The sequence below is a fragment of the Nocardia brasiliensis IFM 10847 genome (assembly GCF_000710915.1).
GTDB classification, from domain to species: Bacteria; Actinomycetota; Actinomycetes; order Mycobacteriales; family Mycobacteriaceae; genus Nocardia; species Nocardia brasiliensis_A.
In genome coordinates this window covers 13,610-32,654 of sequence record NZ_BAUA01000143.1, presented here as the reverse complement: position 1 = coordinate 32,654, position 19,045 = coordinate 13,610, and the positions used below count along the sequence as shown (strand labels likewise).

The window sequence follows — 19,045 nt, the reverse complement described above, 5'->3', positions numbered from 1 at the left end:
CAGGCCGATCTTGTGGCTGGCCAGGTGCACCAGCGTGATGCCGAAATCGGCGATCAGCACCGCGAGGAGCACCTGCAGCACGAACGGCAAGCCGCTCGGCCAGAGGGCAGGTGCGGGCACGATCACCGCAAGCGCGGGAATGGCGGCGACACTGACGAGGAGCAGGCTTTCGTTGACGGCGGTGTGGATGCGGTCGCGACGACTGTCGGCCTGTGGACCGTTCCACTCGGGTTCGTACGGGATGATCCGTTCCACCAGGAACGAGGTGGCGACGGCCACCGCGAGCACCGACAGGAGCCAGTATTCGGGAGTGTGCGCGGCAGCGAGCGCAATGCCGACCCCGTTGAGGCCGAGCAACATGAACGGGACGTAGGCGTATCGAGTGAGCTGGTGCCACCCGGTGGGGGTGTCGGTCGTGCTGGTCATGGGGACGATCGTGGCGGCGGACGGCCGGTACCGGCTTGAACGTTTCGGCTACGGCGTATGCGCGATGTCCCAGTGCAGGTTCCGGCTCAGCGCCGACGGTGGCAGGCCGAAGATCTCGCGGCAGGTGCGCGTGAGATGGGCGCTGTCGGCGAACCCGGCGGCATGCGCGGCGGTGGTGAGGTCCGCGCCCGCCGCGGCGGTGGCGATGGCGCGGCCGAGCCGGAGCCAGAGAATGAAGCGGCGCAACGGAATTCCGACCTGCGCGGTGAACAGATGGGTCAACCGGGTCGCGGAGAGACCGACATGTCCGGCGAGGTCGCGGGTGCTGATCGTGCCCGCGGCGACCAGGTCGGGCAGCAGTGCCATCGCCGCCTCGACCGCGGGGTGGCGGTCGGGCCGGTGATCGGCGGGCAGCAGTGCGGTCGTGAGGGCGGTGACGAAGGCATCGAGCCCGTGTTCGCCGACGGTGGCGGGGAAGCCGAAACCTGCGGTCCAGCCGTCGGTGCGGGCCCGCTGGTGCGCGGCGCGACCGGGCTCGCTGTCCGGATCGAGGAACACGGCGGTGCCGATGGCCGCGCCCGTATCGATGCGGTGTACCGCGTCGGCCGGGACGATGAGGTGGGTCCCGCTGTGCTGCTTGCCGTTTCCGTCCACGACGAGCAACTCGGTCGGCGCGGTCATCAACTGCACCGCGTGGTGCGCGTGCGCGGCGGTGGTCCCGATGGCACCTGCGAACGCGAGGGTGCCGGGTCGGAGCAACGCGGTGCCGTGCCACCGTTGCACCCCGGCCTCCCACCGCCCGCGTCGCCGGGCTACCTCGCTTGTCCGACACCCCGTGCGGGATGATCGCTACAAAGTAACCCGGCGTCGTTCGGCTGCTCGAGCGGTAGCGGTCAGTCGTTGTCCTCGTCGATGGAAACGATGGTGCCGGTGCGCGCGTCGACGGCCACCTCGTAGCCGCCGCCGTCCCGGGTCTTGACGTCGATCTCCCACTTGGGCGCGCCGTCCGAGGTGTCGAATTCGATGGACTGCACGGTCGCGCCCATCAGTGCGTTGCGGGCCGCGTCGAGCGCCTCCTGCTCGGTGACGGCGGGTTGCGCGCCGGCCACCGCGCTGCCACCGATCAGCGCGACGGCCAGCGTCGCACCGATAGTGAGTTTGCGCAGGCCGGAGCCGGGACGGCGGGGTGCATAGAGCATGGTGATCCTCCTCAGTCGGTGACGCCGGTGGCGCGACCCGATGCCGATGGCGGCTGCCGCGCCCTTTGCGGGGAACTACCACGTGAGCTCCGTTATATGCGTTCGGGATCTCAGCGCTGCGGGGCGAGGCGGCACTTTGCCCGGCACGGGAAATTCAGCGGGGCGGTCGATTCATGTCCCGGTTCAGCTGCGGGATTTCTATGCTGATCGGCAGCCGGAGTTCGGCCAGGTAGATCAGGGCCGCCTGGCGCAGGAATTCGTCGAAGAGCCAGTAGGCGTCCGGCGCGAGCGGTACCACCGGGAGCAATCCTTCGCGCACCGCGATGAACGGCCCCCAACTTACCCGCAGCAGCGGGTCCCAGACCGGTTCTCTGGGGATGGCCAAACCATCGGCGATCTTGTCGCCGAGCAGGAATCGGGTGAACGCGCCGAGCACGGGCTTGCTGAGGATCGCCAGATCGAGGTTCACGCCCAATCGCAACAGCCGGTCGGCCAGCGCCGCGCCTTCGGGGGTCGCCGCGATGACAGGGTCGAGTACCTGTGCCGCTTGGGAATTCGCCTCGGCCCACGAATCGGGAATGTACTCGTCGCGGATGCCGAGCATATGCGCACAGACCTGCCACGAGTGCAGGAAGGCGTCCGATTCGTGCGCCGGTATGGGCACCTGCCACGCCCGCAGGTGTTTCATGACGGTGGTCGGCAGGCTGTGCCAGGTCACCATCAGGTCGTTCTGGCTGATCGGGATGTCTTCTTCGGCGGCGTGCACCCAGTGCGGGGACTGCGGCAGCAGGTGCCGCACGGCGGCGTGCACCAGGCGGGTCTTGACGCACGTGACGATCATTTCGCCGTCGGGCGCATAGGCATTCGCGGTGCCGATGTCGTAGCCGAGCTTCGCGGTCTTGGAGATCCGGTCCTTCAGATCGTGACCGCCCTTGGAGTAGTAGACCGCCCGCGCCTCCTTGGGAATGACGGTGCTCATCATGCCGCTGGCCAAGCCGTACAGCACGCCGAGATACAGGCCCCGCTTCTTGTTGAACTCGACCGCCGTGCCGAGCTTGCCCGGATCGGTCCACTGCGGAAGCCGGCGGGCGTATTCCATGAAATCGCGCAGCTCCGTGGGCAATCCTGCGGGCAGGGGCTGGCCGTTGCGGGTCCACGTCCGCAACAGCTCGTTCACCCGGCCCACCTCGTTGCGTTCCAGCAGTGCCGCGACCACCGGGTCGGCCTCGGAATCCCACACGGTCATCGGGTCCGCGCCGGCCCCGCTGCCCGCCACGGAGCCGTCCGGTGACCAGCTCCACGGTTGTGCCCGCGCCGGTGACACTCGCGCGATCGCGCCGGCCGCGCCCAGCGTCGCACCGACCTTCAACGCGTTTCGCCTACTGATTCGATCCACGGCGATACTCCTCACTGAGCTGACGCCACCCTGCCGCGCAGGGCCGGTCACGTCGCGCCGATCCGCGCATCGAGTGAAAGAATAGTCATTAACTTAGCAAGGCGCGTTCGGTATGGGGGCGGCTTCCGGAGAATTGGTCAAAATCGATGCGAGAGTTGAATACTTGCTGAATGACAACCATGGGTAGGGCTATGGCAGCGAGGTTGTTGCGGAGGAAGTATTGATAACTTAGCGCCCCGCCCGCGTGGTGCGGGCGGGGTAGTGGACTAACCGAGCACGGGGTAGTTCGCGCGGATCACCGAGTGCGGATCGCGAGCCTGCTTGATCTCTCGCAACCGGGTCAGCGTGCCTTCGTCGAATGCCGCGGCGGCCGACTCCTGCGAGCCGAGGAAGGTGTAGGGCTTGAGCCCGCCGAGGTGCCCGCCGATCGCCGCCACGATCTCGGATCGCTTGGCGCGCACCGCATCCGCGAGATGTGGCAGGCCGAGCCCGAGCAGATACAGCAGATACGGTTCGGCTACCGACCCGCGCGCACCGCGGTCGGACCGGGCGGCGGCGAGCGCACCGCCCAGGTGCCGGACCTGAATGTTCACCAGCGGTGCGACCGGCTGGTCGAGCAGGGTCTTGACCACTGCGTCGCCCAGATCGGTGAGCAGTTCACCGTGCGACACAGACGGACTGGGGTCGGTGGGTTCGGTGGTGATCTCGCCCAGTCGCGCCACCGGCAGCGGGCCGCGCTTGTCCACCACGGCGCCGCCGATCGCGTCCAGCGGGGCGAGCAGGGCGCGACCTACCTCGGGGTCGCCGAGGTAGGCGGCATCGAGTGCGACCATGGGCGGCGCGTCCGGGAACTGGAAGCGGTGGAACCACACCGAGAGTTCGTCGGGCGCACCGGCGGTGAGCGTTTGGAACAGGTCGAAGACCTCGGCGGTACGGGTACCGGGCCACATCGTCCGGCCGCCGTAGAGGCCGGGCGCCGGGAACAGATCGAATTCGAGTCCGGTCACCACGGCGAAATCGCCACCGCCGCCGCGCAACGCCCAGAACAGCGCGGGATCGTCCGCGGCGGTGACCCGGGCCCGCGTACCCTCGGCGGTCACGATCTCGAAGGCGCGCACCGCATCCGAGGCCCAGCCGTATTTGCGGCTGAACCAGCTGAGCCCGCCGCCCAGCGTGTAGCCGGTCACGCCGACCACCGGATTGCTGCCGGCCAGCCCGGTGAGTCCGTGCGCGCCGGCCGCGACCTGTACCTGCCCCCAGTTCGCACCCGCGCCGACTCGGGCGATGCGCTGCGTGGCGTCGATCGCCACGCTGTCGAGGCGGCCGGTACGCACCAGGATCGCCGCCTCGACGCCGCCGGTCGCGCTGTGGCCGGTCGGCTGGGTGACGACCGGAATGTTCGCGGCGCGGGCGTGGCGCACCACCGCGGCGATATCGGCCGCGTCGGCGGCCTCGACCACCGCCGCCACCGGCTGGGCGACGGTGAGATTCCACGGCTGTGCGGCAGCGGCGAAGTCCGCGTCACCGGGAACCAGTACCCGGCCCTGCACGGCGTTGCGAAGATCGGCGAATGTCATGTTGCGTCCTGACTTTTCCGGAATGCGTTCGGGTGGCGCGGTAGCGATCCGCGCCGGGGAAACGGGCTGTTCGTTGCCCGGCACCGCATTGACGAATGAGCGCGGGAAAGTGTGACACGGACGAGATCTCGCCAGGTCGCGGCGAAGTCTACGGGAGACTCAGGTCAGCGCCAGGGCGGCGAGGGCGCTGCGGTCGATCTTGCCGGTGGGCGTGCGGGGCAGGTCCTCGAAGAATCGGACATCGCGGGGGACCTTGAAGCGGGCGAGGTGGTCCCGGACGTAGGCGCGGACCTCGTCGCCGCTCAGATCGTCGTGCGCGATCAGGAAAGCGGCAAGGCGCTGGCCGAATTCCTCGTCCGGCACGCCGATCACGGCCGCTTCGGTGATCTTCGGGTGCCGGTAGAGCAGATCCTCGACCTCGCCGGGGAAGACGTTCTCGCCGCCGGAGACGATCATGTCGTCGTCGCGGCCGTCGATGAACAGCCGGCCGGCCGCATCGAAATGCCCCACGTCACCGGTGCTCATCAGGCCGTCGACGACGTTCTTGCCGCCGCCACCGGAGTAGCCGGTGAAGGCGATCGAATTGCCGACGTACACAGTGCCTTTGGCTCCCGGCTCGGTCACCGGCTGTCCGTTGTCGTACAGTCGCACGACGATGCCGACCGGCGGTTTGCCGACGGTGCCCGGCGCCGCGATCCAATCCTGCGGGGTCGCGATGGTGGCGGTGCCGGTCTCGGTGCAGCCGTAGAAGTTGTAGACCACCGGACCGAACAGCTCGATGGCCTGGGAGCCGAGCGCCGAAGGCAGCGCGGCGCCCGCGGAGAAGACGATGCGCAGGCTGCTCGTGTCGTAGCCGCGGATCTCCTCGGGGCCGAGATCGAGTATCCGGCGCAACATCGTCGGCACCAGAACGACTGCGGTACAGCGGTATTCCTGGATCTGTGCCAGGGCGCGACGGGCGTCGAACCGGCCGTGCAACACCACGGTGCAGCCGAGCGAGAGCGACATGATGAACTGCGTCAACGCCGTACCGTGGAACAGCGGAGCGCACAGTAGGGTGACGCCTCCGCTGCGATAGGGCACCCGGTCAAGGAATTGCGCTGCGGCCAAGGGGGTTTCGACCTTGCGCGGCACACCTTTGGGTGTACCCGTGGTGCCGCCGGTGAGGATCACGAAGCCGCCCTGGGTGGCCGGAGCGGGTGGCCCGGTGACGACGCTGTTCTTCGCGGCGCGTAAGTCGAGGCGCCGGACTTCCGGTCCGAGAGCCGCTGTGGCCGAGCCGAATTCGTCGTCGGCGAGGATGGCCCCGACGCCCTCTCTGGCGACGACGTCGCAGAGCTGGGGCGCGCCGAAACCGGTGTTCAGCAACACGACCCGGGCGCCGATCTTCGCGCCGGCGATCAGGGCCTGCACCATGCCGCGGTGATCGCGGCACAGCACACCGATCGGCGTGCGTGCGGACACGCCCTGGGTCAGCCAGGCCTGCGCCAGCGCGTTGGTGCTGTAGGCGAGCTCGCGATAGGTCAGCAGACCCGATTCGTCGATGAGTGCGATCCGGTCCGGGTAGCGCAGCGCCGCGATCGCCACCGTCCCCGCGATCGGTCCCAGCGTCCGCACCGACCGGATCGTCCGGACGATCTGATCGGGGCGGCGCAGGTCGATCATCCCGGCCCGGTGCAGCACCGCGACCTGCCGGAGCTGGGTCGGCAACGTGCGGGCCTCTCGGGAAGACGGCAGGTGCACTCGTTCCATGGGTCAATCCCAATGCATCGCGCACACGCCGCGCTATTGACAATTGACTCAATGTGACTGTGCGAATTCTGGCAATACGTAGACCTGCCGCTCACCGCCGTTCCCGCGTCTCCCGGCGCACGGGTTCGGGCCGCGGCACCGGCTCGGCGATCACGACGGCGTTACCGCCCAATTGTTTTGCGCGGTACATCGCCGAGTCGGCGGTGTGGAACACGGTGCGGTCGATCGGGACGCGCCGGTGGTCCCCGATGTTGACCGGGTCGATCCGGGCCGCACCCACGCTGGCGGTGATGGTCTGCGGCAGCCGAGGCATGGACTCGACCGCCTGCCGCAGTCGTTCGGCGACTGCGCCGAGGTCGGCGCCGTGCAACCGGCCGACGACCACGAACTCCTCGCCGCCCGTGCGTACGACGACGGCGCCGGGCGGTGCGGCGGCGCGCAGGCATTCGGCCGTGCGAACCAGCACTTCGTCACCGAACGAATGACCGAAGGTGTCGTTGACGGACTTGAATCGATCGAGGTCCAGCGTCACGACGTAGACGCCGTGGTCCCGGCCGCGGGCGCGGAACAATCGGGGCAGATGCGAATCGAGGCCGCGCCGGTTCAGCACCTTGGTCAGCGGATCGGAAAGGGCGTCCAGGCGCAGCAGCCAGTTGCAGAACTGGACGACCGGCAGCACCACGCCGGTGACCACGAGAATGACCAGCACGACCACCGCGCCCAGAGCGAGATCGCCCCGGCCGTGCCCGCTGCCGCCCGGCCCACCGGCGACCATCATGGCGGCCAGGGCGAGGATCGACAGCACGGAGAAGCCGACGTGCAGCGCCAGCACCGGTGGACCGTGGAAGATCGTGATGTACCCGCCGGTCGTCACCAGCAGCACGCAGCCCATCGCGCCGAGCAACCGGTCCTGGACCATCACGTTGTTCGCGGTCACGGCGATGTCGACCACGGCGACCCACATGAGCGATTCGGTTTCGCGCGGCCACGCGAACAGCCACCAGCGCAGGGTCCACAATCCGGCGGTGACGGCGACGACGACGGCTTGGATATCGCCCGCGACGCCGCGCTGGCCGCCCTGGGAGGCCAGCGCCAGCAGGGTGATCGACCCCATCACGATGCCGCCCCAGCCCATCATGAACTTCAGCGGCCCGAGCGCCGAGTGCGCCTCGAACGTCTCGATCAGCCATCGGTAATCGACCCGATACCGCCACCAGGAGCGCACCATCGCTCGGCTGCTGGTCACCAAAGCCACCGCCCTCACGTCGGCAAGAGAGTCTCCGGTCTGTTTGTGCACCCCGACAAGATTCGTGCCCGTCTACTGTCTTGCACAGTAACTGAGCATTTGCTGTAGGTGGACCGTTGATCCGGAGAGATGTGAGGACCGTCACTCAGGTGTCGAACCCGTTTCTGAGCGGGCGTGACCCTCTCAGCAGGCGACGGAGGCGAGCTGCCGGGCGCGGTGGGCGGTGCTGGCGCGAGCCGCGGCGGCGATCGCCACCACCGGCGGAACCCAGCGGGCCTCGTCGGGGGCGATCTTCCAGCACGCCGCGCCGTGGGCGAGCCGGGTCGGCGGCAGCGGGATGCTCGCGCCGTCGGTGTGCACGACGGCACCCGCGTCCCGCAGCGCGGCGATGGCGAGCCCCGCCTTGGCGGCACCGACAACCAGGTGGAATTCGCGACGTTGTGCGCCCGGCAGCTCGACCACCGGGCCGAGCAGGTTGTTCGCGTGCAGGAAGCGGGAGACCTCACCGGCGAGCGCACCGGTCAACTCGACGGCGGCGACCTGCTCGTCGGTGATCAGGCAGATGCCGTTGGCGGTTTCGGTGACGGTCCAGCCACGGTCGCAGTAGTCGTGCGCTGCGTTCACGGTGGCCACGGTGACGGGACTCTGGAACGTCGCAGGCACTGTCTTCTCCATTCATCAGGTGGCTCGAGAACTCTGGGGCGGGGTCGTGGTGGGCACCCGCATCTGTCGCACCTGTATCAAATCCGCTGCGGCTAACAGTTTTCCTACAGAATGCTTGTGATCACGACCGGCACCACAGATTCTGCGTGGTCAGGCAGGCTCGGGGCATCGCCCGCGGGTCGCTGGCAGGGTCGTCATTTGGGAGGACACGGATGCACGTGCGTCATACCTGACGGTGTACGGGACCCCGACGCGAGTCCGGGTGTTTTCGGTAACGCCGCAGGTCAGCGCGATCCGGGCGGCGGGTCCGGGCGCCTGGGTCACATCCGTGCGAATCCGGTTGAGCGCCGGGACCTTCCGGTGCGCGCACGTTGCGTGCGGTGCGCGCGCAGCGGGTAGGGTCGATACCCGGGTTCGGCGTTGGGTATCGAGGAGGGCTGCGATGGCGGATTGGTTCGACGAGGGGCACGCATCGTCGTCGTTCTCCGAATACCTGCACCGGAACGCACCGGAACTGTTGCCGTCGCACCGGTTCGGCCGCGCGAGCACGGCGAAAGACATCGCGCCGCACGGCACCACGATCGTCGCGGTGACCTATCGCGGCGGTGTGCTGCTGGCCGGCGACCGGCGGGGCACCATGGGTCATCTGCTGGCCACCCGGGACATGGAGAAGGTCTTCATCACCGACACCTACTCGGCGGCCGGCTTCGCGGGCACCGTCGGCACGGCCGTCGAGATGATCCGGTTGTTCGCGGTAGAGCTCGAACACTACGAGAAGATCGAGGGCGCGCCGCTGACCTTCGAGGGCAAGGCCAACCGGCTGTCGAAGATGGTGCGCGACAACCTGCCCGCGGCCATGCAGGATCTGGCGGTCGTCCCGCTGCTCGTCGGCTACGATCTCGACGCCACCGACCCCGATCGGGCCGGCCGGATCTTCTCCTACGACGTCGTCGGCGGCCGCAGCGAGGAGCGATTCGGTTACGCCGCGGTCGGCTCCGGTTCGCTGTTCGCGAAGTCGTCACTGAAGAAGACCCACACCCGTGACATCGATGCCGACCGTGCCCTGCACATCGCGGTCGAGGCCCTGTTCGACGCCGCCGACGACGACACCGCCACCGGTGGTCCCGACGTGGTCCGCGGCATCTACCCCCGCGCGGTGATCGTCGACGCCGAAGGCGCCCAGGAGATCCCCGAATCCCGCCTGGTCGACATCACCCGCACGCTGCTGGCCACCCGCACCGCCGAGCGAAGCGCGTCCTGAGCGCACTCATTCGTCTGTCCGGGTGGACGCGTACAGACCGAGGGCGACAGCGGCCAGGGCGGCGGTCGCCGAGAGTGCCCAGAAGGCCGGGCCGAAACGGAATCCGCCGCCGGCGGCGATCCGGTCCTGCCAGAAGTTGCGCAACCGCAGCACCAGGTACACCGAGGTCGCCGAACTGAGCAGCAGCGCCGCCGCGATGATCGGGCCCGCGGCCCGCCCCACCGACGTGACAGCGAATCGCGTCAGCAGCACCGGCGCGAGAAGTACGCCCACCGCGCCGACGACGACCAGCACGAACCCGAGGTGATCCAGCCCGTACGGATAGCCGCTCGGCGCCCACCACGGAGTCACGTCGACCTCCGGCAGCCTGCGACTGTTGTCGAACCGGAGCCGATCACCGCCCCGTACCGACTCCGCGACCGGCACCAGCCAGGTGACCGCCAGCGTCGATTGCGCCGCCACCAAACTCAGCACCCCCGCGACCGCGACGATCCACCCCGCCCACCGCCGAGGTCGAAGGTCCCTGGAAGGCAACGTCATCAGGTCGGTACGCGCACCGCGGTACGGGCGGCGAGTACATCCATGGTCGATCACGCACCTTTCTGGTCGAACAAGGCCGTCGTGCCATGCGGTTCGCCGCCGGTCGGATCGATGCCTCGTGCAGACAGGGCTGCCGTCGCGGGCGTCAGAGCCAGATGGGGTCGCCGTAGGCGGTGGTGGTGTTGTCGGCGGTGGGGGTGGAGATGGTGGCGGTGGCGAAGGAGCGCAGCGAGACCGGGCCCATGCAGGCGTCGACCTTGACTTCGACCTGATCCATGGCGATGGAAGCGCGGCCGGTGGCGAGTTGCTTGCGACCGAATTCGACGGTGGCGATGGAGCCGGGTTTGAGGGTGGTGGACAGGTTGGGGGAGACCGAGGCGTTGACGCCGAGGCTGACGCTGGGCGGGTAGGAGATATTGAGGGAGGCATTGGGCCCTGCGGAGAACCCGAGGCTGGTGGTGAGTCCGGAGGAGACGTCGATCTGACAGCCGATCTGGTAGCCGAAGCTGACCTGCCCGGTGTTGACGGGCTGGCTGCCGCTACCGGTGATCTCCGCGACGGCTTTCAGTGAGACGAATCCCTCGCGGGTGAACATGGTGGCCGCGAGGTTGGGATAGCGGTCGAGGGTCTCGCTGGTTTTGGTGACGGTCAGTGTCCAGCCGTCGTCGGTGGTGACAACCCGGGACTTGTCGGCGACGGCATCGGCTGCGGCGATCCCCTGTGCGCCTACAAGCAATCCGACTGCTATCGCACTCGTGCATGCCGCGGCGGCGGCGTGCCCGCGCCGAAAGGCAACCCTGTTCATAGTTTTTTGATCCTTGTCGGGTCGTATGTTGGCTTCGAACCCGCAAAGATGGGTTCCCCTTCGGGTAAAAGGAAAACCTAATGGCAAACTTCTGGCAACCTCTGCCCTGGGTGGGCGTGTCGCCGTGATCGTCCGTTGACCTTTTCGATATCGGAGTCCCGCTGGCCGGAGTGGGTGGTGCAGAATTCAACCGGTGCTTTGTGGAGTGCGTCACGCCGGCCTCGTTACCTGCGTGGAACGTTCCGATCAGCGTGCGTCGGACCGGTGTCGACGGGAACCGGCTGCTCTACTATCTCTGGTTTCGTGCGGTGCGGCGGACGGGAGGCAGGGATGGGGCGCGCAGGGGCGGGCTGTGGGGCACGGCTGAGCCGGCGCGCGGTGCTGGCGGCGGGAGTCGCCGCGACGTGGTTCGTCGCCGACGCGTCCGCCGCCGCGCCACGGCGTGCCGAGACCGATCCGGCCCACACCGACGTGCTGTTCATCGGTGCGCACCCCGACGACGAGTCGAGCAACCTGTCCACCTTCGGGCGCTGGCGCGAAGAACTGGGCTGGCGCACCGGCGTCGTGACGATCACCCGGGGCGAAGGCGGCGGCAACGCGGCAGGCCTCGAGGAGGGGCCCGAGCTGGGTCTGCTCCGGGAGATCGAGGAACGCCGGGCCACCGCATCGGTCGGCATCGAGAACATCTTCTACCTCGACAAGCCCGACTTCTGGTACACCCTCTCCGCCCCGTTGACCGCGCGCGTCTGGGGTGTCGAGGACACGCTGGCGCGCCTCGTGCGACTGGTCCGCTCGACCACCCCGCACACCATCGTGGTGATGGACCCGCGCCCGTTCAATCAGCATGGCGGGCACCAGCTTTCGGCCCGCCTCGGCATCGAGGCGTTCCGCTCGGCCGGTGACCCGCAGGCCTTTCCGAGCCAGCTCACCGACGAAGGACTGCGCGTGTGGCAGCCCAGAAGCTTGCTGGCGCAGAACTACGGATTCGACACACTGCTCGGGCCGGACGCGGCCGAGCGTCGGCAGATCGATCCGGCCAGCGGCCTACCGGTGCTCGGCGTCTGGTCCGGTGGGCTGTCGCGGGCGCACGACATGAGCTGGGCACAGGTGGAACGCGATGCGGCACGTCGTTATCTGACACAGGGTTTCGCGGCGCTGCCGCCGCGGGTGCCCGCGGATCCGCGGCAGCTCGGTTCGGATTGGTTCACAGTGCTCGCCGAGGACGGTCGTTTCGTCGAGGCGCCGGTGCTGCGGCAGACCGGACTGCGGCCGCTGTACGCCGAGTTCCGCGACTGGGCCGAGCGAATCGGGTTGCCCTGGTTGGCCAATCGCGCCCAGCCCGGGTATCCGCCGAACCCGCGCACGGTGATCCCCACGGTGCCGGTCGCGCCCGTGCTCGACGGTATCGAGGGCCCGGGCGAATACCCGGGTCCGGCACTGCCGCTGGCCCTCTGGCAGGGCGGCGGGGACTGCGCGGCGACGGCGAAACTGTCCAGGCACGCTGAGGACCTGTACGTGCTGGTCGATGTCACCGACGATCGCAAGGGCGCGGAGTTGGCGGCCGACGACGTCAAGCGGCACTGGCGCACCGACGCGGTGGAGATCGCGCTCGATCCCCGGGGCGACTCCGACGACACGTCGACCACGTTCAAAACCGGTATCCTGCCCTACACCGCGAGCGGGGGCGGCCCGGCCGCCGAGCGCGACGCCGACAACGATCAGGGCGTAGCGGGTGAGACGGCACCGGGCATGCGGGTCGCCGCTCGGGTCAGCGAGCCGTACCGCGGCTACACGGTCGAGGTGAAGATACCGCTGGCCGAATTGCCCGCCCCGGTCGATCCCGACAGGTTCGCCGTGAACATCCTGGTCTACGACTCCGACAGCGCGGACAAGACCGGGCACACGCGTCTGGCTTGGTCGCCGTTCGGCAGTCCGCAGGCCGACCCGTACGTGTGGGGGACCGCCGTGCTCGCCGATTATCAACCGCCCGAAGGGCTTTCCGTCCTCGCGAAACCATCGGTCCTGCCGCGAACCGCCGCCCGCAGTGCGGATTCGCCGGCCTCGGTGGCGCAGGCCGAGCGCATCGGGGTGCCGATCGCGGGAAATCCACGCACCATCCGCTAGACGCACGGGTTGAATGGACGGCGAAGTGCGCGAAGTGAGGAGTGACGATGGAACCTGTCGTCGCGGTTACGGGCGGCAAGATCAGCGGCCGGACTGCCAACGGGATCAGCGCTTTTCTGGGTGTGCCGTACGCGGCGCCCCCGGTCGGGGCGGCGCTGTTCCAGCCCCCACAGCCGCCGGTGCCGTGGGAGGGCGTGCGCGAGGCGGTCGAATTCGGCGGCAGCTGCCCGCAGGCGCCGTACCCGCCGGCGCTCGCCGCGATCTTCGGGGTCCAGACGGTGCCGGGGGCGGAGGCGCTCAATGTCAATGTGTGGACACCGGATCCGGGCGGGTCGGGACTGCCGGTCATGGTGTGGATCCACGGCGGTGCGTTCACCCGTGGCTCGAATGCGTTGCCCGCCTACGACGGTGCCGCGTTCGCCCGCGACGGCGTGGTGCTGGTGTCGCTCAACTACCGGCTCGGCGCAGCGGGTTTCGCGGTGCTCGACGGCGCGCCGTCCAATCGCGGTCTGCTGGATCAGCAGTACGCGCTCGCGTGGGTGCAGGAGAACATTCGCGGTTTCGGCGGCGATCCCGGCAACGTGACGGTCTTCGGCGAATCGGCCGGCGCGATGAGCATCGCCGCGCTGCTCGCCTCACCCCGCTCGGCCGGACTGTTCGCCAAGGCGATCATGCAGAGCGGTAACGGCGAGGTCGTGGCGTCCGAGGCCGACGCGCGCAAGGTGTCCGCCGAGATCGCCGCCACGCTCGCGATCGCGCCCACCGCGGCGGATTTCGCGGCGGTGCCGCCGGATGCCTTGATCGCCGCGCAGGAGAAGACGGTCGCGGACCTGATCGCCGATACCGATCCGGCGCGCTGGGGCGCGTCGGTGATCACCGGTGGACTCGCCTCGATGAGCCTGTTCCCGGTGCTGGACGGCGTTGTGCTGCACGAGCGGCCGATCGACGCGGTCGCCGCCGGGTCGGCCCGCGGAATCCCGCTGCTCATCGGGCACACCAGCGAGGAATTCCGGCTCTTCATCGTCCCGACCGGCGTCGCCGCCGCGCTGACCATGGACGCGCTGCCCTTCGTGCTGGCGAGGTATCGACTCGACGCGTCCTGCCTCGAGCCGTATATAGCGCAACAGCACCGAGCTTCGGCGGGTGACCTGCTGGCCGCGGTCCTCACCGATCACGCGTTCCGTTTCCCCGCAAGGCAATTGGCACACGCCCAGGCAGGCACCGGCACGCCCGTGTTCGCCTTCGAATTCGCTTGGCGCCGAGTCGATCAGGATTTCGGCGCGTTCCATGCCCTGGAACTCCCGTTCGTGTTCGACACGCTCGACGCGGTGCCCGCGCTGGTCGGGCCGAATCCCGCGCAGTCGGTCGCGGACGAGATGCACACCGCCTGGGTCGCTTTCGCGCGCACCGGCGACCCGGGCTGGCCGCGCGACAGTGCCGAACACCCGTCGGTGCGGGTGTTCGACGCACCGGCGCACGCCGGAGAGCAGGATCCGGTCAGTCCGTGAGGCGAGAGGCGAGCGCGAGCAAGGTCCGCAAGGTCGAGAGTTGCTGCGCGTAGTCGCCGTCGAGTTTGGCCAGCAGACTGGTGATTCCAGCAGCCCGGTAGCGCCGCAGCCGCTCGGTGATGTCGGCGGGCGTGCCGATCAGGTTGGTCAGCGCGCCGAGTTCGCGGGGCACCGCGCGCCGGGCGGCGTCCTTGTCGCCGGCCTGCCAGAGCCGGGCGACCTGCTCGATCTCCTTGCCGAAGCCGAGCCGGGCGAAGGCGTCGTTGTAGAAGTTCCGGCCGCCGACGCCCATCGCGCCGATGGTGAACGCGTAACCCTCGGCGTGCTTGTCGATCATGCGCGCGGTGGCCTGCTCGTCACCGGTGATCTCGACCGCGACCGGCGCCACCAGATCCAGTTCGGTCAGCTCGCGCCCGCCTCGGATCGCGCCCTCGCGCAACGGGTCCAGAAACACCTCGGCGGCCTCGGGGATGAAGGCGTTGCCGAGCCAGCCGTCGGCCAGCTCGCCGGTCAGTCGCAGATTCCGCGGTCCCATGGCCGCGTTGTAGATCGGCACGTGCGCCGGGCGGACCATGGGCTGCAGCGCCCGGCCCGGCCCGTCCGGCAACGGCAGCGGGTAGATCTCGCCGGTGTGCGCGAGCCGTTCGCCGCGGCTCACGGTCCGGATGATCTCGATGGTCTCGCGGGTGGTGCGCACGGGGCGGCGGAACCGGACGCCGTGCCACCCCTCCATCACCCGCGGTCCGGACACGCCGATGCCGAGGTCGAACCGGCCGCCGGAGAGCTCGTGCAGGCTCAGTGCGGACGTCGCCAGGAGCGCGGGGGTGCGCGACCCGAGCTGAACGACGAACGTGCCCAGCCGGATCGAGGAGGTCCGGGCCGCGAGATAGGCCAACCCGGTCAACGCGTCGTAGCTCCATACCTCCGCCACCCACAGCGACGAGGCCCCCGCCGCCTCGGCCGCGATCGCGAACTCCACCGCACCGGGTAACCGCGGTTCGATCAGCACCCCGATACGCACTGTGCCTCCTCGGCCTGGTGGACCGGAGCCCGGCCCCTCCTCTATGTTCTATGCAATAGCGTATAAGGCAGCCGGCGCGGAGCAGGCGGGAAGGGGTGCGGTGCGGTATCGCGACTGTCCCACTATCGAAGTGGCGGAACGGATTTCCTGCGACGCCGCGACGGCGTGGGCCCTGGTCACCGACATCGAGCTGCCGGTGCGCTGCTCTCCCGAGCTGGAGGCGGTGAGCTGGGAGGGCGACGCCGATCGGGTCGCCCTCGGCGCGCGGTTCCGCGGACACAGCCGTCATCCTGCGCTCGGGGCCTGGGAAACCGTGTGCGAGGTCGTCGAGGTCGAACCCGAGCGCCGCTGGGTATGGAACGTGGTCGGTCCCGACGGCATCAGCGCCACCTGGGGTTTCGAGATCGACCAAGCGCGCGAAGGTGTGATCGTGCGGCAGTGGGCGCGGATGGGGCCCGCGCCGTCCGGGCTGGTCGTGGCGATCACCGCTACGCCGCAGCTCGAAGGCCGCATCGTCGCGCGCCGGCTGGAGGAATGGACGGCGGGTATGCGGGCCAACCTGGCGGAGATCCAGGCCCGCGTGCAGCAGTGAGCGCGCTGCGCTCAGGGTGACCGCCCCGATATCGGCGTGGGCGCTCCTCCCTCGACCAGCCGGAACACCCGCTCCAGCGCCATCCGCCCGGCGGCGATCTGTTCGGTCGCCTTGTCCTGCAACCGATCGCGCAATGCGGGCGCCGTCGTCCACAATTCCCGGACGGCATCGGTCAGTTGCTGCTCGAAGGCGCTGTCGTCGAGCCGGACGATGCGCAGGCCGGTGCCGAACATACCCGCCAAGCCGTGGAACTTGTCGTCGTAGTACTGCGAGGCCGAGAGCGCGACCGCCGGAATCCCTTGGGACAGTGCGAAGACCGCGAGATGATAGGTACTGGTCACCAGCACGCGGCACCCGGAGACCTGGCGCACGACATCGGTGGCCGTCCCGGCCCGGCGCACCGCGGGACGGACGCGATCGGCGCCGACGAGCAGCGGCAGCGTAGCGCGACGGTCCTCGGAGTCGTACTCGCTGACGATCAACGGCGCCAGCGCCGCATCGAATTGTGTTGCACAAGAATGCAACACGGTTGTGAGTACGGCACGGGCCGGGTCGCCCACCCGCGAGTAGTCCGCGACCCGCAGGCATACACCGAGATCGACGCCCAGTCCGGCCCGGCGCAGCCCGTAACCGAATTCGACCGCGTCGTCGCCGGTTACCAGGATTCGTCCGGGGGCAACGCCGAGATCGGCGAGCAGGCCGGGCCCGCGCCGCCCCTCGCGCAACGCGATGACGTCGACACCGGGAAGGACTGCGGCGGCGTGTTTCAGCAGCCCCGCATCCCGCATCGGACCGATGCCCTGGCCGAGCATGACGGTGGGAATGCCGAGGGCGGCAGCCTGTTCCAGCAGATCGAGAACGCGATGGGCTTGGTACAGGTCGACATCGGTCAGGTATCCGCCGCCCTGTGCGATCACCAGGGACGCGTCGGCGAGCGCCGCCGGGCGCTGCGCCGTGCGGAGCTCCGCCGCGGGCGCGTCGGTGCCGGACGGCCGCAACTTCGTCTTCGCCGCTGCGCGGACCCGGCGCAGTCGCTCTTTCGGCACGTCCGACGCCGCTCGCCAGTGCAATGCGGCGGGACCGATCATTGTCGTGCCGGTTGCTCGGATGGCCTCGCTCGCGAAACCCGAACGCGCCCAATGTCCGCCGGTCGCGGCGTACACCGGTTCCGCCTCGGGCAGCAACGCCCGCAGCACCCGCGGCTGGTCGGTCAGCATCCCGATGCGCGCGTGCGGCCAGCGTTCCCGCAGCCGCCGCACGGTGATCGCCATCATCGCGAGATCGCCCCGATTGCGCAGGGCGTACTCGCCGTTCTCGACCAGCACCCGGATCGGGCCGCCGCCCGGCACGGTCAGTACGCTCCGTCGCCGCTGGTGACGGTGGTGATCGTTCTGGCGAGGATCATCAGGTCGAGCCGCATGGACCAGTTGTCGACATAACTGACGTCCAACCGCATGGATTGCTCGAGCGAGAGATCGGACCGCCCGCTCACCTGCCACAGCCCCGTGATCCCGGGTTTGACCAGGAGCCTGCGCCGCATCGCGTCGTCGTAGGCGTCGACCTCGCGCTGCACCTGCGGGCGCGGGCCGACCACACTCATCTCCCGCCGCAGGACATTGAGGAACTGCGGCAACTCGTCCAGGCTGTACTTGCGCAGAATCCGGCCGACCGGTGTCACGCGCGGATCGTGTTCGAGCTTGAAGAACACCGGGTTGCCCCCAGCCTCGTCGATCAACGCCCCCACGTGGTCGTCGGCGTCTAGGTACATGCTGCGGAACTTGATCATCGCGAAAGGCTTGCCGTGCATGCCGATCCGCTCGGAACGGTAGAACACCGGGCCCGGGCTGGTGAGTTTGATCAGCAGCGCGATGACGAGCAGCGTCGGCGCGGTCGCCAGCAGTGCCAGGGACGCGAAGCACAGGTCGAAGGCGGCCTTGGCTCGCGATCTGGCCAGGGGGTGGCGGGGTTTCGCGACGTGCAGAACCGTCATGTCCGACACCGAGTGCCTGGTCACCCGGTCCGCGGCGACGTCGATCAAGCCGGTCGCCAGCAGCAGTTCGGCACCGAGCGCTTCGAGGTCCCAAGCGAGCCTGCGGAATTCGCCGGGCGCGCAGACGTCACCGCCGGTCAGCACCACGGCATCGGCGCGGGTCCGATAGGCCGCCTCGGTCACCGATCGGAGGTCGCCGACGATCGGCGCCTGCAGGCCGGTGACGCCGATTCCGTTGGAACAGGCGCAGACCGGTGCCGGGGTGCATACGCCGATCACCCGGTAGTTCGAGGCGGGATCGGCGGTGAAGGCGGCGGTGACCGCCTGTGCCGCTGCGGGATTGCCGACCACGAGGACGGAGGTAGGGCGCGGGCGTTCGGCGTCGGCGCGGCGGCGCGACAGCGCCCGGCTGCCCAGCAGACCGAGCAGGCCGACCGGCAGCGCGAGCGCCAGCAAGTCACGGGTGGTATCGAGCGGTAACAGCAGTGCGGCGAGCGCGATCATGGCGAACAGGTAGCGCAACGCAGTGCGGACGACCGCGAACTCTGTTGTGCCGCAGGCTCGGACCCGGCCGGCGTGCAGTCCGCGCCGCGCGGCCGAAGGCGGATCGACAGCAACCCCTGACCCGCACATATCTAAACGCATGGAGACGTTCCTATTTCATCGACGAGCGTGGCGATAAACGCTGAAGCGATTCCCCTGCCACCGCCGGGGAATTGCTTCCGAACAGAACCGCGAAGCGAGTGTTGCAGATCGATCGCTGGATGAGAACGGGCGCACAATCCAGTGCGACGCACATCACAGGGAGAGGTGATAGCTATATCTTTGCGAAAACTCGCTGGCCATTGGTTTATGGGTCCGATGAAGCTGTGACTATTGAAGCGTTGATTTCAGGTGGGGCTTAACGGGGCGGAGCGGTCCGCGTCCCAGTGCTAGTGTCGGGTT

General features: G+C 68.9%; 16 protein-coding genes and 1 pseudogene. 4 read left to right on the top strand and 13 right to left on the bottom strand.

The features are described 5' to 3' along the window. From NBRGI_RS27480 to NBRGI_RS27445, 8 genes and pseudogenes are all read right to left on the bottom strand, one after another. Window positions 1-426, bottom strand: a pseudogene (locus tag NBRGI_RS27480) (sterol desaturase family protein); the annotation flags it as partial. A gap of 48 nt (window positions 427-474) precedes the next feature. Further along, on the bottom strand, window positions 475-1,209 hold the full coding sequence (locus tag NBRGI_RS27475) for a helix-turn-helix domain-containing protein (protein ID WP_036561118.1): 735 nt from the start codon (window positions 1,207-1,209) through the stop codon (window positions 475-477). 110 nt (window positions 1,210-1,319) lie between these two features. Next, complete coding sequence (locus NBRGI_RS27470; RefSeq protein ID WP_051728069.1) at window positions 1,320-1,625, bottom strand: PepSY domain-containing protein; 306 nt, start codon at window positions 1,623-1,625, stop codon at window positions 1,320-1,322. A gap of 154 nt (window positions 1,626-1,779) precedes the next feature. Then, on the bottom strand, window positions 1,780-3,021 hold the full coding sequence (locus NBRGI_RS27465; RefSeq protein WP_029900100.1) for an oxygenase MpaB family protein: 1,242 nt from the start codon (window positions 3,019-3,021) through the stop codon (window positions 1,780-1,782). Between the two features lie 266 nt (window positions 3,022-3,287). Then, complete coding sequence (locus NBRGI_RS27460) at window positions 3,288-4,598, bottom strand: FAD-binding oxidoreductase (RefSeq protein ID WP_029900099.1); 1,311 nt, start codon at window positions 4,596-4,598, stop codon at window positions 3,288-3,290. 159 nt (window positions 4,599-4,757) lie between these two features. Further along, window positions 4,758-6,350 (bottom strand): AMP-binding protein, encoded by a 1,593-nt coding sequence (locus NBRGI_RS27455; RefSeq protein WP_029900098.1) that lies wholly within the window; start codon window positions 6,348-6,350, stop codon window positions 4,758-4,760. A gap of 91 nt (window positions 6,351-6,441) precedes the next feature. Further along, complete coding sequence (locus tag NBRGI_RS44300; RefSeq protein WP_081878252.1) at window positions 6,442-7,596, bottom strand: GGDEF domain-containing protein; 1,155 nt, start codon at window positions 7,594-7,596, stop codon at window positions 6,442-6,444. Window positions 7,597-7,779: 183 nt separating this feature from the next. Then, a complete protein-coding gene (locus NBRGI_RS27445) occupies window positions 7,780-8,259 on the bottom strand; it encodes a hypothetical protein (protein WP_148310967.1) in 480 nt (159 codons plus the stop codon). 442 nt (window positions 8,260-8,701) lie between these two features. Here NBRGI_RS27445 and prcB point away from each other — a divergent pair, with 442 nt between their 5' ends. Continuing rightward, window positions 8,702-9,520 (top strand): proteasome subunit beta, encoded by an 819-nt coding sequence (gene prcB, locus NBRGI_RS27440; protein ID WP_029900095.1) that lies wholly within the window; start codon window positions 8,702-8,704, stop codon window positions 9,518-9,520. A gap of 6 nt (window positions 9,521-9,526) precedes the next feature. Here prcB and NBRGI_RS27435 read toward each other — a convergent pair whose 3' ends face one another. Together NBRGI_RS27435 and NBRGI_RS27430 are read right to left on the bottom strand one after the other, a co-directional pair. Continuing rightward, window positions 9,527-10,060 carry a hypothetical protein gene (locus tag NBRGI_RS27435; RefSeq protein WP_148310966.1) on the bottom strand — a complete coding sequence of 178 codons (534 nt, stop codon included), beginning with the start codon at window positions 10,058-10,060 and terminating at the stop codon, window positions 9,527-9,529. A gap of 145 nt (window positions 10,061-10,205) precedes the next feature. Then, the gene (locus NBRGI_RS27430; protein ID WP_036561111.1) at window positions 10,206-10,865 is read right to left on the bottom strand and encodes an MspA family porin; all 660 of its coding nucleotides are present in this window, start codon (window positions 10,863-10,865) and stop codon (window positions 10,206-10,208) included. A 330-nt stretch (window positions 10,866-11,195) separates the two neighbouring features. On the opposite strand from NBRGI_RS27430, the gene NBRGI_RS27425 reads away from it, so the two are divergent. Next, window positions 11,196-12,989 (top strand): sugar-binding protein, encoded by a 1,794-nt coding sequence (locus tag NBRGI_RS27425; protein ID WP_051728068.1) that lies wholly within the window; start codon window positions 11,196-11,198, stop codon window positions 12,987-12,989. Between the two features lie 47 nt (window positions 12,990-13,036). Next, entirely contained in the window at window positions 13,037-14,497 is a 1,461-nt protein-coding gene (locus NBRGI_RS27420; RefSeq protein ID WP_029900091.1) for a carboxylesterase/lipase family protein, read from the top strand. Here NBRGI_RS27420 and NBRGI_RS27415 read toward each other — a convergent pair. After that, window positions 14,487-15,518, bottom strand: coding sequence for an LLM class flavin-dependent oxidoreductase (locus NBRGI_RS27415; protein WP_029900090.1), 1,032 nt, complete (start codon window positions 15,516-15,518; stop codon window positions 14,487-14,489). The genes NBRGI_RS27420 and NBRGI_RS27415 overlap by 11 nt on opposite strands. A gap of 130 nt (window positions 15,519-15,648) precedes the next feature. Between NBRGI_RS27415 and NBRGI_RS27410 the strand changes: the two genes are divergently transcribed. After that, complete coding sequence (locus tag NBRGI_RS27410) at window positions 15,649-16,110, top strand: SRPBCC family protein (protein ID WP_235211126.1); 462 nt, start codon at window positions 15,649-15,651, stop codon at window positions 16,108-16,110. A gap of 11 nt (window positions 16,111-16,121) precedes the next feature. On the opposite strand, the gene NBRGI_RS27405 is transcribed toward NBRGI_RS27410, so the two are convergent. Beyond that, window positions 16,122-17,459 carry a polysaccharide pyruvyl transferase family protein gene (locus tag NBRGI_RS27405; protein WP_081878250.1) on the bottom strand — a complete coding sequence of 446 codons (1,338 nt, stop codon included), beginning with the start codon at window positions 17,457-17,459 and terminating at the stop codon, window positions 16,122-16,124. Between the two features lie 2 nt (window positions 17,460-17,461). Continuing rightward, window positions 17,462-18,745, bottom strand: coding sequence for a sugar transferase (locus NBRGI_RS27400; protein WP_235211125.1), 1,284 nt, complete (start codon window positions 18,743-18,745; stop codon window positions 17,462-17,464). Window positions 18,746-19,045: the final 300 nt, after the last annotated feature.

Excerpts from the sequence above, each read along its gene's own strand:
- NBRGI_RS27400 (WP_235211125.1), bottom strand. The coding sequence starts at position 18,745 with ATGCGTTTAGATATGTGCGGGTCAGGGGTTGCTGTCGATCCGCCTTCG.
- prcB (WP_029900095.1), top strand. The coding sequence starts at position 8,702 with ATGGCGGATTGGTTCGACGAGGGGCACGCATCGTCGTCGTTCTCCGAA.
- NBRGI_RS27430 (WP_036561111.1), bottom strand. The coding sequence starts at position 10,865 with ATGAACAGGGTTGCCTTTCGGCGCGGGCACGCCGCCGCCGCGGCATGC.
- NBRGI_RS27425 (WP_051728068.1), top strand. The coding sequence starts at position 11,196 with ATGGGGCGCGCAGGGGCGGGCTGTGGGGCACGGCTGAGCCGGCGCGCG.
- NBRGI_RS27435 (WP_148310966.1), bottom strand. The coding sequence starts at position 10,060 with ATGACGTTGCCTTCCAGGGACCTTCGACCTCGGCGGTGGGCGGGGTGG.
- NBRGI_RS27455 (WP_029900098.1), bottom strand. The coding sequence starts at position 6,350 with ATGGAACGAGTGCACCTGCCGTCTTCCCGAGAGGCCCGCACGTTGCCG.
- NBRGI_RS27470 (WP_051728069.1), bottom strand. The coding sequence starts at position 1,625 with ATGCTCTATGCACCCCGCCGTCCCGGCTCCGGCCTGCGCAAACTCACT.
- NBRGI_RS27460 (WP_029900099.1), bottom strand. The coding sequence starts at position 4,598 with ATGACATTCGCCGATCTTCGCAACGCCGTGCAGGGCCGGGTACTGGTT.
- NBRGI_RS27420 (WP_029900091.1), top strand. The coding sequence starts at position 13,037 with ATGGAACCTGTCGTCGCGGTTACGGGCGGCAAGATCAGCGGCCGGACT.